This window comes from Microbacterium sp. S1037 (assembly GCF_048381605.1).
GTDB classification, from domain to species: domain Bacteria; phylum Actinomycetota; class Actinomycetes; order Actinomycetales; family Microbacteriaceae; genus Microbacterium; species Microbacterium testaceum_B.
In genome coordinates this window covers 899,893-914,907 of sequence record NZ_JBLWIG010000001.1, presented here as the reverse complement: position 1 = coordinate 914,907, position 15,015 = coordinate 899,893, and the positions used below count along the sequence as shown (strand labels likewise).

The window sequence follows — 15,015 nt, the reverse complement described above, 5'->3', positions numbered from 1 at the left end:
CAATTCAATGAAGAAGCGGTTCTTCGCTGCGACGGCCGTCGCAGCCGTCGCAGCACTCGCCCTGGCCGGCTGCTCGGACCCGGGCGCCGGTGGCGGCAACGCGGCCCCCGCGGACTGGCCCGCACAGGACACCAAGCTCGACGGCACGACCCTCACCATCTGGGCCGCGCAGAACTCGAACAAGGTCCCCGACAGCGTGATCAAGGGCTTCGAGGCGGCCACCGGCGCGACGGTGAACGTCGTGACGATCCCCGACCCGTACGAGCAGAGCGTGCAGACCAAGGTGGCGACGGGCGACAAGCCCGACCTCGCGTTCTGGCAGCCCACGGCCTCGCAGCTGACGGCGCTCAACGCCTCGACGAACCTGCAGTCGCTCGACGGAGCGCCGTTCATCGACAAGTACACGCCGGAGCTGAAGGACATCACCGGCATCCTGAACGGCACGCGCTACGCGGCCCTCATCACGACCCCGGCCGTCGAGGGCGTGTACTACAACAAGGACGTCTTCGCGAAGGCCGGCATCACCAAGACCCCCGGCAACTGGGACGAGTTCCTCGCCGACGCGCGCCAGCTCAAGGCCGCCGGCGTGACCCCGTTCTTCGACTTCGGCGGCGGTACACCGTGGGCCACGCAGTGGTGGGTCTCGGTCCAGTTGGCGGACGCCGCCAAGGACGGCCTGTGGGAGCGCGTGAACGAGAACAAGGAGAAGTTCACCGACCCGACCATCCAGGGCGCGATCGACACCTATCAGGGCCTGATCCAGGAGGGTCTGTTCAACGCCAACCTGAAGACCGCGACCTTCGACGACCAGGGCCCGGCGCTGCTGTCGGGCGAGGCCGCCATGGCCGTGCAGGTGAACTCGTTCTTCGGGCAGCTGCAGTCCCTCGCCGACACCGCCGAGCTGAACGAGAAGATCGGCTTCTTCCCGATCTCGCCCTCGGGCAACGTAGGCACTTTCATCCCCGACCAGTCGAACGCCCTCGTGGCCTTCAAGACCGGGGATGCCAAGCGCGAGGCCGCCGCGCGTCAGCTGCTGTCGTACTGGCTCGGCGACGGCTACAGCGACTTCGTCCAGGCGCAGAAGACGGTCTCGCTGCAGTCGGATGTCGAGTCGTCTTCGGACGTGCCGCAGGCGCTGCTGGACGTCAGCAAGTCCCTGGGCGACTCGGTCGGCTCGATGCAGGCGCTCGCCGTGGCCAACCCCGACCTGTACCTCAACCTCGGCGACATGATCCAGGGCACCAAGACCCCGGAACAGGTCGCGGAGGCCACGCAGTCGCAGTTCGCCGAACTGGCCAAGGCCATCGGCGCCTCCGGCTTCTGAACCGCACGGGGCGCCGGACTCCGGTCCGGCGCCCCCTTTCCGGGAGGAACACCCCCATGACTTCGACCCTTGAGCGGCCTCGAACGGTCACGCCGCCGCCGCGGTCGGCGGGACCCACCCCGCGCGGTCGGCACGCGAAGGACCACCCCCTGTGGTTCCTCATCCCCGCGCTGGTGGTGCTGGTGGTGTTCTTCGCCGTCCCCACCGTCTTCAACTTCGTCTACGCGTTCACGAACTGGTCGAGCTTCAAGAGCTCGATCGACTTCATCGGCACCGACAACTTCGTCTCGCTGTTCTCGAACGGCTCGCTCGTGAACGCGCTCACTGTGACGCTCGTCTACGCCGTGCTCGTGGCGATCTTCCAGAACCTCTTCGGCCTCGCGCTCGCGCTCCTGCTCGAGCGCGACACCCGCACGAACCGCGCGTTGCGGGTGGCGTTCTTCGTCCCGGTGATCATGTCAGCCCTCGCCGTCGGCTACATCTTCCAGGCGATGCTCAAGCCCGACGGCGCGCTCAACGGCATCCTGAGCGCCGTGACCGGGCAGAACATCGACATCGCCTGGCTCGGCAGCACCACCTGGACGATCGTGGTGGTCGCCCTCATCCACGCGTGGAAGTGGATGGGCCTGTCGATGCTCATCTACCTCGCCGGCCTCAAGACCATCAACGACGACGTACTCGAAGCTGCCCGCCTCGACGGCGCCGGGTGGTGGGCGACGTTCCGCTCCATCCGGTTCCCCCTGCTCGCCCCGGCGGTCACGTTCAACGTCGCCACCGCCCTGCTCGGGTCGATGAACGGTTTCGACATCGTGCAGGCCACGACGGCCGGTGGCCCGGGCGGCACGACCGAGCTGCTCAACATCTTCATCTTCCGGACATTCGGCCAGGGCCTGTTCGCCCAGGCCACGACGATGAGCCTCGTGCTGTTCCTCGTGGTCGCGATCCTGGCATTCCCCGTCATCCGGATTCTGCGCAAGCGGGAGGACGTGCTGTGACCGAGACCATGACCACCGGCCGCGTCCAGCGGATCCCCCGGCGGCGTTCGCCGCTCGGCCGCTTCGTGCAACCGGTGGCGGCGATCCTCGTCGCGGTGGTGCTCCTCGGCATCCCGTTCCTGCTCACCGTGCTCACCGCGTCGAAGACGCAGGCGGAGGCATTCGTCCCCTCGCTCGCCCTCCCGTCGGAGTGGCACCTGCTCGACAACTTCGCGACCGTGATCGGAGACGGGCGTATGCTCGCCGCCTTCGGAGGAAGCGTCCTGGTGATGGTGCCGGCGGTGCTGGGCGTGCTGGTCCTCGGATCCATGGCCGCCTGGATCCTCGGACGCCGTCGCTCGAAGGGTCTGGCCTTCGTCTACGCCGTCGCGATCAGCGGCATCGTCTTACCCCCGGCCGTCGTCACGATCGTGCTGCTGCTGCGTCAGCTGGGGCTGGCGGGCACCCCCGTCGGCATGATCGGGGTGTACATGGGCATGTACATGTCGACCGTGATCTTCTTCGTCACGGGCTTCGTCCGCACGATCCCCGTCGAGCTGGAGGAAGCGGCGCGCGTGGACGGCGCCTCGCCGGTGCGGGTCTTCGTGAAGATCATCCTGCCGCTGCTCATGCCGGTGCTCGCGACCGCGACAATCCTCATCTGCCTGTACATCTGGAACGACGTCTTCTACGCGCTGTTCGTCGTCGGCGGTCGCCTCGACACCCTCCCGCTGAACCTGTACCAGGTGGCGAGTGCCGGTCTGTACCTTCAGAATTGGCATCTGATCTTCGCGTACATCATTCTGATGAGCCTGCCCCTGCTCATCACGTTCATGGTGGCGCAGCGCAAGATCATCTCGGGCATCACCAGCGGCGCCGTCAAATGAGGGCGGGTGCCGCGCACAGACGGAGCGCAATGGACCCCTCCCGCACCAAACCGGCCACGATCGCCGACGTGGCGGCGCGCGCCGGGGTGTCGGTACCGACGGTCTCGCGCGTGCTGACCGGCGCCGCGAAGGTGAGCCCCGCCAAACGCGAGGCCGTCGAGGCGGCCATCGCGGCGCTCGGCTTCCGGCCGAGCGCCGCGGCCCGTGTGCTGGCGTCCCGCAAGGCACAGGTGATCGCCGTGATCGCGGGGGACACGTCGCAGTACGGCTACGCCGAGACGATCCGCGGGATCGAGGAGGCCGCGCGGGCCGGGGACTACACGGTGATGATCACCGTGGTCGAGAGCACAGACGACGACGAGATCGACCGCGCGATCGCGGCGACGCTGTCGCAGCCGCTGGCCGGGGTCTGCGTCCTGAAGTTCGACCCTCCCGGGGTCGCCGCTCTCCACCGCATCCCCCCCTCACTGCCGGTGGTCGCCCTCTCGGGAGTCCGTGAGCCCGGGCTTCGCCAGGCGGTGCTCGATGAGTCCCGCGCCGCGGAGGAGCTCACCGACCACCTGCTGGATCTCGGTCACGCGACCGTGCACCACGTACGGGTTCCGCCGTCGCGCCGGGAGGACGGCCGAACGACCGGATGGCGCCGGGCGCTGAAGCGTCGCGGAGCCGTCGTTCCCCCGCTGAGCGACGCATCCTGGGACCCCCGTTCCGGGATCGAGATCGGTCGCCGTCTCGCCGATGACCCGACCGTCACCGCGGTGTTCTGCGGAAACGACGAGATCGCGATGGGCGTGATCCGCGGGATCGTGGCATCCGGTCGCCGTGTTCCCGATGACATCTCCGTCGCCGGGTTCGACGACCACCCGCTCGCCTCGCTCTGGACGCCCCCGCTCACCACGGTCGATCAGGACTTCGCCGGCCTCGGCCGTCGCGGACTCCAGCTCCTGCTGAACGAGATCGCCGGGGAGACGGGGCGCCGCTTCTCGTCCGAGCGCCCGCAGTTGGTCGTGCGCGAGAGCACCGCCCCGCCGCCCGCCGACGCCGCGATTCGTCGGATCGTCTGACGTACCCTCTCGACGCCTCGCGCCTCGCCTGCAAGGGTGGAGGGATGAGCGCGACGCAGAGGGACGCCCAGATCACCGCCGACGATGACCGCGACGGGCTCCTGCCCGGAGCCCCGATCATCGCCGGCATCCGCTCTCTCGTCATCTGGGGCGTCGTCGCGGCCGCGATCCTCGGGATGTTCGTGCACGGGACGCACGAAAGCTGCTCCGGGGGCCTGGCGAGCGACGGCGAGGGGTACATCGGCGCGGACGGGAAGCCGACCGACATCGAGCCGATCTGCGGCACGGTGACGATGAGCCCGAGCCCGCTCGTCTTCGCGATCCTCGCGATCATCGTGGTGACGGCGCTGACGCGCGTCCTCGGGCGCGCGACCGACGTCGATCACGCGCTGCGGATCCTGAACAACGCCCGCATGGTCATCGTCGTCGTGGCTCTGACCGGCTTGGTGGTCGGATGGTGGGCGATCATGACGCTCCGGATCGACGACTGGAGCGCGTTCTCGGTGTGGTCGCCGCTGCCGTTCGGGCAGTTCGAGGTCGAGACGCACCCGATCTCGCAGCGCTGAACCGCTCGGGGGCCCGCGCGCAAGGCCGGTGTCCGAACGCGCCCGCGCGCGTACCGTGACGGTCGTGACGTTCAACGACAACGCCCGCGTCGGGGGCAATTCAGCGAAGCGCCGGGGCGGCACCGTCGCCGCGGTGGGTGGCGGGGCAGTGGGCCTCGGCGGAATCGTCGTGCTGCTGTTCTCTTTGTTCACCGGCACGGATCTCACCGGCCTGATCGGCGGGGGAACAGCCGCCGGCCCGGAGACCGGCGGAGAAGCGATCGCCAACTGCGAGACCGGAGCCGACGCGAACAGCGACGACTCGTGCCGGTTGGCGGCGGCATCCCTCAACATCGATCAGTTCTGGCAGGAACGACTCGACGGCTACCGCGAACCGCAGCTGATCATCGTCGACCAGTCCACGGGGACCTCGTGCGGCACGGCCTCGAACGCCACCGGCCCCTTCTACTGCCCGCCCGACGAGACGGTGTACGTCGACCCGACGTTCTTCGCGATCCTGCGCGAGCAGTACGACACGACCGCCGGTCCGCTCGCGCAGCTGTACGTGCTCGCCCACGAGTACGGCCACCACGTGCAGAACCTCACGGGGGTCATGGAGCAGTACCCGAACAACGGCACCGGCCCCGACAGCAACGGCGTGCGCACGGAGTTGCAGGCCGATTGCTTCGCCGGCGCCTGGGTTGCCGCGGCCGGCGAGCAGGTCGACGAGAACGGCACGCCGTACCTCGAGCCGCCGACGCCGCAGCAGATCAGTGACGCCCTCGCGGCGGCCGCTGCGGTGGGCGACGACCACATCCAGGCGGAGTCCGGTCGCGGCATCAACCCCGAGAGCTGGACGCACGGATCGAGCGAGCAGCGCCAGCGCTGGTTCGACGCCGGACGCGAGGGCGGCGTGAACGCCTGCGACACGTTCGCGGTGGCGGGGCAGGACCTGTAGGTCGCGGCATCCGGCCCGCCCGTTCGTCCGGCCGCGCGTGCACCGGGCCGTCGTGCGGGGCGCGCACGCGCCGGGCCGTCCGGCGGGGCGCACGCGCCGGGCCGTCCGGCGGAGTTCATGTGCGACACGCCGGTTCAGGATGCCGCGCCCCGGCGTGTCCACCACCGACTCCCCCCGAGGGTACGGTCCGAGGGGCTCCGAATCCGCCTGAGGGTACGGGCCGACCGCACCGCCGCGCGGGCGCGACACCCGCCGACGGCGGCTGGACTCCGCCTGACGGCACAGCGCCCGAGACCGTCCCGCGGAGTTCACACGCGACACGCCGATCCAGGATGCCGCGCCCCGGCGTGTCCACCACCGACTCCGCCTGACGGTACGCGCCGGCCGCAACCGACTCCGCCTGACGGCACACACCACCCGCGGCCGACTCCGCCTGACGGCTCAGCGCCCAAGACCGTCCCGCGGAGTTCACACGCGACACGCCGATCCAGGATGCCGCGCCCCGGCGTGTCCACCACCGACTCCGCCTGACGGTACGCGCCGGCCGCAACCGACTCCGCCTGACGGCACACACCACCCGCGCCCGACTCCGCCCGACGGCTCAGCGCCCGAGACCGTGGTGCGGAGTTCGCGCGCGACACGCCGGTTCAGGATGCCGCGCCCCGGCGTGTCCACCACGGACTCCGCCTGAGGGTACGGGCCACCCGCGCCCGGCGCCCGCAGCACCGCACCCGCCACCAAGCCACCCGCTCAATGGCAGCCGCCACCGCGGCACCACCACCCCGCTTCCGCGAGACGGTGGCACCGCGGCGCTGCGTCACTCCTCGCGCGAACGCGTCCGGAGGATGATCACGACCAGCACACCCACGAGCACGACGACCACGCCGCCGATCACGAGACCCAGGGTCAGTCCCGACGGTGCTCCGCTCGCGGGCGTCTCGGTCGCGGGGGCCGTGGCCTGCCCCGCGCCGGCCGCGTCGGCGCAGGGCGACTGCGCGAGGCCCGTCGACGAACCCGTCTCCGTGGAGGTGAACGAGTACGACCCCGAGATGGGGTGGCCGTCGGACGAGACCGCGCGCCACTCCACCTGGTACTCCCCGGCAGCGCCCAGAGCCACCGGAACCGTGAGGGTCGGCCCCGACAGGGTCACGCAGTCGGTCTCGTAGTGCTGCCCGTCCGGTCCGAGCACGATGACGATGTTGCCGCCGTCGTACCCGAGCAGGTTGGCGCTGAAGTCGAGCGACACCTCCGACAGCGACGAGACGGTCGTGCCCGCGGCGGGCGACGTCGACTCGAGGCTGTCGTGCGCCGAGGCGGCCTGGGCCCCGCCGAGCACGGCGCCCAGCGCGATCGCCACGACTGCGACGGTCCGCGCGAGGGCCTTCGACACGCGCACGCTCAGCCGCGCTTCGGGCGACGGGCGAAGGCGAGAGCGCCCAGCACCGCACCGATCGCCGCGACGACGAGGGCGGCGATGCTCAGACCGAGCGCCGTCCCCGAGCCCGACGACGAACCGGATGCCGTGGCATCCATGTCGTGGTCCGCTGACGACGGGGCGGCCGAGGCGGTGCTGTGGCTGTGCTCACCGGTCGGCGGGGTGTCGTTGACGTAGAGCACCGGCGCGGGCTCGAGCGAGGAGTCGGCCGCGACCTGGTCGGGGGTCGCCGCCCAGTCGACGACGGACCCGTCGGAGTAGGTCTGCACCGCCGGCAGGACGAGGTGTCCGACGTCGGGCACGGGTCCGAGGACGGCCGAGAAGATCTGGAACTGGTCCTGACCGATCCCGACGCCCGGGTCGGCCTGCCAGACGATCTTCAACGGCGCGTCGGTGACGGTGTTGCCGTTCGCCTCGACGGGCGCGGGCAGTGCGCCCTTCTCGACGGTGGCGGTCCAACCCGGGACGGGCTGGACGAGCACCGCGCTCAGCGGCGTGTCGGTCGGCAGGCTCACCTCGAGCTTGACGGTGGAGGCCGTCTCCGACTCGGTCGGAACGCGGAAGTTGACCGTGGCGTAGCTGCCGGGGGTCGCGGTGTTCGGGTTGACGGTGACGTGAGCGGATGCCGCGAGCGGTACGCCGATCGCGAGGACGGCGCCCGCCGCGAGGCCCACGAGGGCACGGCGAAGGAAGGGAGAACGAGACATGATGCTGCTTTCTGCGAAGGCGCGCGCGAGCGACTCGCGTCGCGCGAGGATGAGGTGTCGAGGTGTCACGCCGCGAGCGGCGGACCTCGATGCCTCATCGCCGACAGCACGGTCATCGCCGTCGTGAGCAGGAGCGGCTCGGGCGCTGCGCGTACGTCGTCCGCCAGCGGGGGGAGCCCGCGGAAGGGCCGCAGCACGGCGAGCGCGGCGTGGAAGAACCGCGCGATGACCTGCACGGCGCGCTCGCCTCGACCGATCGCGAGGATCGTGACGGCCGCGGCGAAAGCGTGGGCCACCCACATCCACGGCGAGTGCGACCCGTGCGCGACGACCGCGTGGCTCGATCCGGTGGCATCGAGGAGCACCACCGGCATCCCGTGATGCCCGCCCGTTGCGACGACACCGTCTCCGCGCAGGTCGAGGGCCAGGATGCCGTGGAACAACGCCTGGCTCAGCACCACCGCGAGCGACAGACGCCACCACGACGCCGTGCGCCCGGCCAGCAGGACGCACACCGGGGCCGCGAGGGAGAGAGCGAGGGCGACGTTCAGCGCGGGAGGGAGTTCGGCGCCGACCGAGGAGTGCGAGACGGTCGCGATGAACGTCGCGACGGCGGCCGCGGCGATCCCCCGACCGACGCGCTGCGCGCGCCCCGCTCTCGACGACATGCGACTCCTCCCGCGCCCAGCCTAGGCGGGGCGGGCGACCCCGGTGCGGGAAGTGCCACGGCGTCGAGAGACGTCCGGGGTCGATCGGTCATTCCGAGGCGGCCGTGGACCGTACCGTCACGCGGAGTTCGAGCACGACACACCGACACCGGATGCCGCCACTCGGCGTTTCGCCCGCGGACTCCGCGGGACGGCTCGCCGCACGACGACCCGCCCCACGCGGCGCGCGCGCCGCGGCTCACGCGCGCAGCGCCTCCCAGGCATCGTGCGCGGCGTCGGCGAGCAGCTCGACGTCGGGGACCGCCTCGGGGTCCACGCAGAACCCGATGCCGAGCCAGCGGTCGTTCGAGATCGCGGCCACCCGCAACGCGTGCCGCGGGCCGGGCTCCGACGAGGTGTAGACATGCGCGACGCGGCGGCCGCCGACCGAGACCGCCACTCGCGGACCCGGGACGTTCGACACCGCAAGCGCGAACTCGCGCGGATCGTCCGCGAGACCGCGGAGCGCCGCCCCCACGGGGCCCGCGGCGGCGAGGGCGTGGAACAGCTCGTCGAGGGCGCGGGCGTCGTGGCCGTGCTTGCGGGCGCGGGTGTCGGCGCTGATGAGGTCAAGCCGCCGTGCGTCGTCGCCCTCATGCAGGTGGAGGCCGACGTCGACGAACGAATCACGGTTTCCGGATGCCGCGGCGTCCTCGCCGCGTTCGTGGAGGCTCACCGGCACCTGGGCGTTCAAGCGCGGGACGTGGCCGTGATGCAGCAGACGGCGCCGGAGCGCACCCGCGATCACGGCGAGGAGGACGTCGTTGACCGTCGCGTGCTCCGGCCGCGCGGCGCCCACGGCGCGCGCCTCGGCCAGCGGCACGTCGACGAACGCCAGAGCGCGGTGCGCCGTGATCGGGCGGTCGAACGGCGAGTGGGACCCCGGGTGACCGAGTTCGCGGGCCAGGGTCAGTGGCATCCGTTCCCATTCGCTCCACCTCGAGGGCCGGGCCTCGGGATCGCGGATGCCGACCTCGTGCGCCGGAGCATCGTGCGGTTCGAGCACGACCGACTCGAGGAAGCGCACGGCCGTGAGCCCGTCGGCGACGGCGTGGTGGAGGCGGATCGCGAGGGCTTCGCGTCCGTCGGCGAGGGGACCGATGAGGTCGATGGTCCAGAGCGGTCGGGCGCGGTCGAGGGGCTCCGACATGAGTTGTCCGACGGTGGCGCGCAGCGCGGCGGGGTCGGCGGCGGGACGTCGGCGGACGTGGTGCGCGAGATCCACCTCGCCGGCATCGACCCACGCGGGGCCCCCGTCCTCGTCGACCACGACGTGCCGGCCGCGGGGAAAAGCCGGAAGGCGGGCGGCGACGCTCGCGCGCACCGCGTCGAGGTCGAGCGCCTCGCCCGGGTCGAGCACGAGCAGCTTGAGCGCGTGCCCGCGCACGACATCGGACTCGAGCGCGAGGATGCGCGCATCCGCGGCCGACAGTGGCTCCCCCATGCGCCCAACGGTAGCGGCCCGGAACGCCTCCGCGCCCGGCCCCCATTCGAGAGACCGGGCGCGGAGACGAGCGGGTTACTTCGTCTTGATCGTCACCGGCACCGAACGCACCGACGAGACGTTGCCCGCGACGTCGGTCACGCGGTACTGGACCGTGTACGAACCGACCTTGTCGAACACGACGGGGGTCCCGGATGCCGTGATCCACGCGCCGGAGTTCACGCGGTACTCGACCTTGCTGACGCCCGAGTGGAGGTCCTTCGCGACGAACGAGACCGAGATGGGCTTGCTCGGCGTGCCGATGCCGCTCGCGGCGTTGCGCGTGGCCGTGGCCGCGGGCACGACCTTGTCGACCTTGATCGTGAGGCTCGCCTCCGACCCGGCGACGGGCTTGCCCGACGCGACCAGGCGGTAGTCGAGCGTCGAGATGCCGTTACGGGCGACCTTGACCGGCGTCGTGTAGTTCTTCCAGTCGCTGCCGTACAGGCGGTACTGGATCTTCTGTCCGGCCCGCGGCGCGACGAGGGTGACGTACACGTCCTTCTGGTACCCGAGCGGGGTCGTGTCGGCCGAGGTGATCGACGGCGTCGCCTTCTGCGCGACGACGGGCGCCTGCACGGTGAGCGAGAGCGACGTCGTCGCGCCGACGTTTCCGGCCACGTCGACCGCGCGGTACTTCACGTCGTGCGTGCCGGGGTCGGTGAACGAGATGCTCGATCCGCGCACCCAGGTGGCTCCGCCGTCGGTGGAGTACTCGATGTGGTCGACGCCCGAGGTGGCGTCGGTGGCCGTGAAGGTCGCCGTCGCCGTGCCACCCGCAGCGACCGTGCCCGACGCCGGGCTCGTCGTCGCCGACGCCACCGGGCCGACGGTGTCGATCTTGACCGTCGTGGTGCCCCGCGAACCCGCCGCGACAGAGCCATTGCGCACGGCGCGGTACTCGATGACGGTGGTTCCCTCAGCGCTCACCCGCACGGGCTGCGTCGAAGACCAGGTGTCGGTGCCCTGCACGCGCGTCTGCACGGTCACGCCGTTGCTCGACGAGGGGAAGGTCAGCGAGACGGGAGCCGTGAACCAGCCGGAACCGTTGGCCGCGACCGCCGGGGTGGGGGTGACCGAGACCCGGTCGAGGGCGGTGAAACGCCACCGCTGCGTCGGCTTCGACTCATCGGTGCCCACGGTGACCCCGGCCGCCTCGTCGGCGTTGGCGCCGACCTCGAGCACCTGTCCGGTGTCTTTGACGCGGATCTCGTATGTGTCGTCGCCGACGGCCTCGAAGGTCCACTGCTGATTGGTCTGACCGTTGGCGGTCCACTGGCCGACGGCGGTTCCGCGCTTGTCGTCGAGGAAGCGGTCGAGCACGAGTCCGCTGTTGACGTTGACCACGGTGAACAGGTCGCCGCCCGCGGGACGCAGGTACCACTGCTGGTTGGCTGTGCCCTTGTCGGCGGTCTGCTTCAGCAGAGCGCCCTCGTGCTTCGTGTTCCCGGGAATGCCGGCGACGAGACCGGTGGCGACATTCGTGAGGACGTAGGCAGTGCCCTGGTCGAATTCGACGACGTCGTCGGTCGACGAGGCAGGAACGGCGAAAGCGGGCGGAGCGATCAACGCCCCCGCCGCGATCACCGAGAAAGCGGCCGCGCTCGCGAGCGCGGCCCAGGATGTACGTTTCATGGTTTCCTTCGGGCTGCCGACCGGCGCGACGCGCAGACCGGCGAATGCGGGTAATAGCCGAAAGCTATCGGCGGCCTGTGCGATCTTGCGTTTGTTGCGCAGCTCTTGTCGCTTTCTTGAGGTGCGCTCGGCACCATCGGGGGCGCCGTGCAGCCGGCTCGGGCACCGCACGCACGACGGTGCGGGAGCGAGCGCCTAGCCTGAGACCGTGCCCGCAGCCGAACCTCTTCGTGACGCGATCGTGAGCCGGATCGATGACACCGGGTTCCGCGCCCACGGGCTCCACGTCCGTGTGGGTGACGACATCGCCGAGCACCGCTGGACACCCGACGAACGCGAAGAGATCCACTCCGTCGCCAAAGCGGTGAGCATCCTGGCCGCCGGGATCGCCGCCGACGAGGGGCTGGTGTCGCTGGACGAGCCGATCGATTCCACGCGGGAACGGGATCTCACGCTTCGCCGCCTCCTCACGATGACGAGCGGCATCGACTTCCCGTGGTCGCCGACGCTGATGACCGACTGGCCCGACCTCGCGGCGGAGTTCCTCTCGCGCCCTTCCCGCGGGCGCGTCTTCCAGTACTCCAACGCCAGCACCTACACCGCGATGGCCCTGCTCGCTCGGCGCGTGGGCGACATCGAGGAGTTTCTCCGGCCGCGCCTCTTCTCTCCCCTCGGCATCGGGGACGTCTCGTGGGATCGGAGCCCGAACGGTCGAGTGCTCGGCGGCGAGGGCCTGTCGCTTCGCACGGAGGAGATGGCACGCTTGGGCCTCCTGATCCGCGACCGGGGCGTCTGGGGCGGGCGGCGGCTCGTCTCGACGGGGATCGTGGATGCCATGCACGCGGGCTGGGTCGACACCGGCAGCACCGGCGAGGGGTACCGCCGGTACGCGCTGGCGGGCTGGGAGGGCCCCGGCGACGCGTGGCGACTGCACGGTGCCTACGGCCAGCTCATCGTGTTCGCGGGCGACGCGGTCGTGACCATCAGCGCCGACGACCACGCGGGCGCCGATGCGATCGCGGCATTCGTCGCCGAGGCGGCGACCGGCCGCTGAGCTCCCCTCCGCGGGGCCCCGGGGCTCGGCATCCGGAACATCCCATCATCACGGTCTGGCGACCATGCCGTGAACGGGTGCGCGTCAGATTGCGCACAGCCCCCAGTGCGCGTAATGTCGCGCGCCGTGACTGAAGAAAGTCGCGAGCCCGGCGTGGAGACGCCGATGGCCAAGCGCATCCTCATCGGCGAGCCTCTGACGTCGGAAAAACTCGACGAGCAGCTCCTGCCCAAGAAGATGGCGCTGCCGATCTTCGCCTCCGACGCCCTCTCCTCCGTGGCCTACGCCCCGCAGGAGCTGCTGATGATCCTGCTCATCGGTGGAACGGCGCTCCTGACGCTCAGCCCGTGGGTCGCCGTGGCCGTCGTGGTACTGCTCGTCGTGGTGGTGCTGAGCTACCGGCAGCTCATCAAGGCGTACCCCTCCGGTGGCGGTGACTACGAGGTCGCGAGCAAGAACCTCGGCGAGATCCCCGGGGTCGTGGTCGCCGCCGCGCTCCTCGTGGACTACGTGCTCACGGTCGCCGTGTCAGTGGCATCCGGGGTCGACAACATCATCTCGGCGTTGCCGGAACTGAACCCGTTCCGCGTCGAGATCGCGGTCGGCTTCGTGATCCTCATCGTGATCGTGAACCTGCGCGGCGTGCGCGAAGCGTCGAGCGTCTTCGCGATCCCGACGTACCTGTTCATCGGCTCGGTCGGAATCATGATCGTCGTCGGCATCGGCCGGACCCTGCTAGGCAACGCCCCGGTCGCGGAGAGCGCGCAGTACGCCGTCCAGGCGGAATCGCTCACGCAGGCGGCGCTGATCCTGCTGATTCTGCGCGCCTTCTCCAGCGGATGTTCCGCCCTGACGGGTGTCGAGGCCGTGTCGAACGGCGTGCCCGCCTTCCGCATGCCGAAGATCCGCAACGCGCAGACGACGCTCACGATGATGGGTGGGATCGCCATCGTCCTGTTCACGGGCCTGACGCTGCTCGCCCTGATCTCGGGCGTGCACTACGCCGAGAACCCGTGCCACCTCATCGGCTTCGACTGCGAGAACAACCCGCAGCCGAGTCTCATGGCTCAGGTCGCGGCCGCCACGTTCGGCATGAACAGCATCCCGTTCTTCATCATCCAGGCCGCCACGGCGTGCGTGCTGCTACTCGCGGCCAATACCGCGTTCAACGGCTTCCCGCTGCTCGGCGCCGTTCTCGCCCGCGACGGATACGCCCCGAAGGCCCTCAACACCCGCGGCGACCGTCTCGTGTACTCGAACGGCATGATCATCCTCGGCATCGTCGCCATCGGCGTGCTGATCGTCTACCAGGCGAACCTCACGACGCTGATCCAGCTGTACATCATCGGCGTCTTCGTGTCGTTCTCGCTCGGCCAGATCGGCATGGTCAAGCACTGGCGCCGGACGCTGCGCGGGCTGAAGAGCCTGCCGCCCGAGGCCGCGAAGCAGCAGTCCGCGGCGATCGAGCGCCGGTCGGCGATCTCGGGCCTGTGGATCAACTCCGTGGGCGCCGGCATGACCGTGCTCGTGCTGCTGATCGTCACGATCACCAAGTTCACGCACGGCGCCTGGCTGGTGTTCATCGCCATCCCGATCCTCGCGGTGCTGATGGTCGGCGTGAACCGGTACTACCGCGACGTCGAGCACGAGATCCAGATGGACGACACGGTGCACTTCGGTGCGTCCGGCGACGTGGCGATCGTGCTCGTCAACCGGCTGCAGAAGCCCGTCATGAAGGCGATCGACTACGCCCTGGCGGCCAAGCACGACAAGACGCTCGCCGTGCACGTCGCGATCACGGACGAGGAAGCGGCGAGCCTTCAGCGCGAATGGGCCGAGCACGACATGCCGATCCCGCTCGTGATCATCGAGTCGCCGTACCGCACGTACACGTCGCCCGTGTCGAGCTTCATCAAGTCGTACCGCGAGAAGCACGGCTCCTCGGTCGTGACGGTGTACCTGCCGCAGTTCATCGTGGGGCACTGGTGGGAGTCGATCCTCCACAACCGCCGCTCCCGCCGACTGGCGCAGCAGCTCATGCTCGTGCACGGCGTCTCGATCACGCTCGTCCCCTGGCTGCTCGACTCGTCCGAGGTCATCTACGGCCGCCGCTCGCGACCCCTCCCGGGACAGCAGCGCGGTGGACAGCCGGTCGCCGAGGTGCCGGCTCCCCGCGTGCGGAAGGGGCCTGGCGGCTCGGCATCCTGAGCCCGCGGGCGGTAGACGCCACCGCGAGTTCGCG

General features: G+C 70.3%; 13 protein-coding genes. 8 read left to right on the top strand and 5 right to left on the bottom strand.

Annotation, left to right across the window (positions count from 1 at the left end):
* Positions 1-7 precede the first annotated feature (7 nt).
* The 6 genes from ACMW4R_RS04050 to ACMW4R_RS04025 all read left to right on the top strand — a co-directional run bounded on the left by ACMW4R_RS04050 (position 8) and on the right by ACMW4R_RS04025 (position 5,752).
* Positions 8-1,324 carry an ABC transporter substrate-binding protein gene (locus ACMW4R_RS04050; RefSeq protein ID WP_058613283.1) on the top strand — a complete coding sequence of 439 codons (1,317 nt, stop codon included), beginning with the start codon at positions 8-10 and terminating at the stop codon, positions 1,322-1,324.
* Between the two features lie 56 nt (positions 1,325-1,380).
* A complete protein-coding gene (locus tag ACMW4R_RS04045) occupies positions 1,381-2,319 on the top strand; it encodes a carbohydrate ABC transporter permease (protein ID WP_418299220.1) in 939 nt (312 codons plus the stop codon).
* Positions 2,316-3,185 carry a carbohydrate ABC transporter permease gene (locus ACMW4R_RS04040; RefSeq protein WP_418299219.1) on the top strand — a complete coding sequence of 290 codons (870 nt, stop codon included), beginning with the start codon at positions 2,316-2,318 and terminating at the stop codon, positions 3,183-3,185. The genes ACMW4R_RS04045 and ACMW4R_RS04040 overlap by 4 nt, the downstream gene beginning before the upstream one ends.
* 29 nt (positions 3,186-3,214) lie before the next feature.
* Positions 3,215-4,249 carry a LacI family DNA-binding transcriptional regulator gene (locus ACMW4R_RS04035; protein ID WP_418299218.1) on the top strand — a complete coding sequence of 345 codons (1,035 nt, stop codon included), beginning with the start codon at positions 3,215-3,217 and terminating at the stop codon, positions 4,247-4,249.
* A 44-nt stretch (positions 4,250-4,293) separates the two neighbouring features.
* Positions 4,294-4,815 carry a hypothetical protein gene (locus ACMW4R_RS04030; protein ID WP_418299217.1) on the top strand — a complete coding sequence of 174 codons (522 nt, stop codon included), beginning with the start codon at positions 4,294-4,296 and terminating at the stop codon, positions 4,813-4,815.
* Positions 4,816-4,879: 64 nt separating this feature from the next.
* A complete protein-coding gene (locus tag ACMW4R_RS04025) occupies positions 4,880-5,752 on the top strand; it encodes a neutral zinc metallopeptidase (protein ID WP_058596484.1) in 873 nt (290 codons plus the stop codon).
* An 817-nt stretch (positions 5,753-6,569) separates the two neighbouring features.
* Here ACMW4R_RS04025 and ACMW4R_RS04020 read toward each other — a convergent pair.
* The 5 genes from ACMW4R_RS04020 to ACMW4R_RS04000 all read right to left on the bottom strand — a co-directional run bounded on the left by ACMW4R_RS04020 (position 6,570) and on the right by ACMW4R_RS04000 (position 11,719).
* Complete coding sequence (locus tag ACMW4R_RS04020) at positions 6,570-7,142, bottom strand: copper resistance CopC family protein (protein WP_418299216.1); 573 nt, start codon at positions 7,140-7,142, stop codon at positions 6,570-6,572.
* Between the two features lie 8 nt (positions 7,143-7,150).
* The gene (locus ACMW4R_RS04015) at positions 7,151-7,894 is read right to left on the bottom strand and encodes a YcnI family protein (protein WP_418299215.1); all 744 of its coding nucleotides are present in this window, start codon (positions 7,892-7,894) and stop codon (positions 7,151-7,153) included.
* Between the two features lie 65 nt (positions 7,895-7,959).
* Positions 7,960-8,562, bottom strand: coding sequence for a hypothetical protein (locus ACMW4R_RS04010; RefSeq protein WP_058596456.1), 603 nt, complete (start codon positions 8,560-8,562; stop codon positions 7,960-7,962).
* Positions 8,563-8,800: 238 nt separating this feature from the next.
* Positions 8,801-10,045: a wax ester/triacylglycerol synthase domain-containing protein gene (locus ACMW4R_RS04005; RefSeq protein ID WP_058596455.1), complete on the bottom strand. Its 1,245-nt coding sequence runs from the start codon at positions 10,043-10,045 to the stop codon at positions 8,801-8,803.
* A 75-nt stretch (positions 10,046-10,120) separates the two neighbouring features.
* Complete coding sequence (locus tag ACMW4R_RS04000) at positions 10,121-11,719, bottom strand: RICIN domain-containing protein (protein WP_418299214.1); 1,599 nt, start codon at positions 11,717-11,719, stop codon at positions 10,121-10,123.
* Positions 11,720-11,927: 208 nt separating this feature from the next.
* Here ACMW4R_RS04000 and ACMW4R_RS03995 point away from each other — a divergent pair, with 208 nt between their 5' ends.
* Both ACMW4R_RS03995 and ACMW4R_RS03990 read left to right on the top strand, forming a co-directional pair.
* The gene (locus ACMW4R_RS03995; RefSeq protein WP_418299213.1) at positions 11,928-12,773 is read left to right on the top strand and encodes a serine hydrolase domain-containing protein; all 846 of its coding nucleotides are present in this window, start codon (positions 11,928-11,930) and stop codon (positions 12,771-12,773) included.
* 114 nt (positions 12,774-12,887) lie between these two features.
* A complete protein-coding gene (locus tag ACMW4R_RS03990; RefSeq protein ID WP_058628947.1) occupies positions 12,888-14,981 on the top strand; it encodes an APC family permease in 2,094 nt (697 codons plus the stop codon).
* Positions 14,982-15,015 lie beyond the last annotated feature (34 nt).

What these genes read in the sequence shown, in the direction of transcription:
- ACMW4R_RS04050 (WP_058613283.1), top strand. Translation starts at nt 8, where the DNA reads ATGAAGAAGCGGTTCTTCGCTGCGACGGCCGTCGCAGCCGTCGCAGCA.
- ACMW4R_RS04045 (WP_418299220.1), top strand. Translation starts at nt 1,381, where the DNA reads ATGACTTCGACCCTTGAGCGGCCTCGAACGGTCACGCCGCCGCCGCGG.
- ACMW4R_RS04035 (WP_418299218.1), top strand. Translation starts at nt 3,215, where the DNA reads ATGGACCCCTCCCGCACCAAACCGGCCACGATCGCCGACGTGGCGGCG.
- ACMW4R_RS04030 (WP_418299217.1), top strand. Translation starts at nt 4,294, where the DNA reads ATGAGCGCGACGCAGAGGGACGCCCAGATCACCGCCGACGATGACCGC.
- ACMW4R_RS04015 (WP_418299215.1), bottom strand. Translation starts at nt 7,894, where the DNA reads ATGTCTCGTTCTCCCTTCCTTCGCCGTGCCCTCGTGGGCCTCGCGGCG.
- ACMW4R_RS04010 (WP_058596456.1), bottom strand. Translation starts at nt 8,562, where the DNA reads ATGTCGTCGAGAGCGGGGCGCGCGCAGCGCGTCGGTCGGGGGATCGCC.
- ACMW4R_RS04005 (WP_058596455.1), bottom strand. Translation starts at nt 10,045, where the DNA reads ATGGGGGAGCCACTGTCGGCCGCGGATGCGCGCATCCTCGCGCTCGAG.
- ACMW4R_RS04000 (WP_418299214.1), bottom strand. Translation starts at nt 11,719, where the DNA reads ATGAAACGTACATCCTGGGCCGCGCTCGCGAGCGCGGCCGCTTTCTCG.
- ACMW4R_RS03990 (WP_058628947.1), top strand. Translation starts at nt 12,888, where the DNA reads ATGTCGCGCGCCGTGACTGAAGAAAGTCGCGAGCCCGGCGTGGAGACG.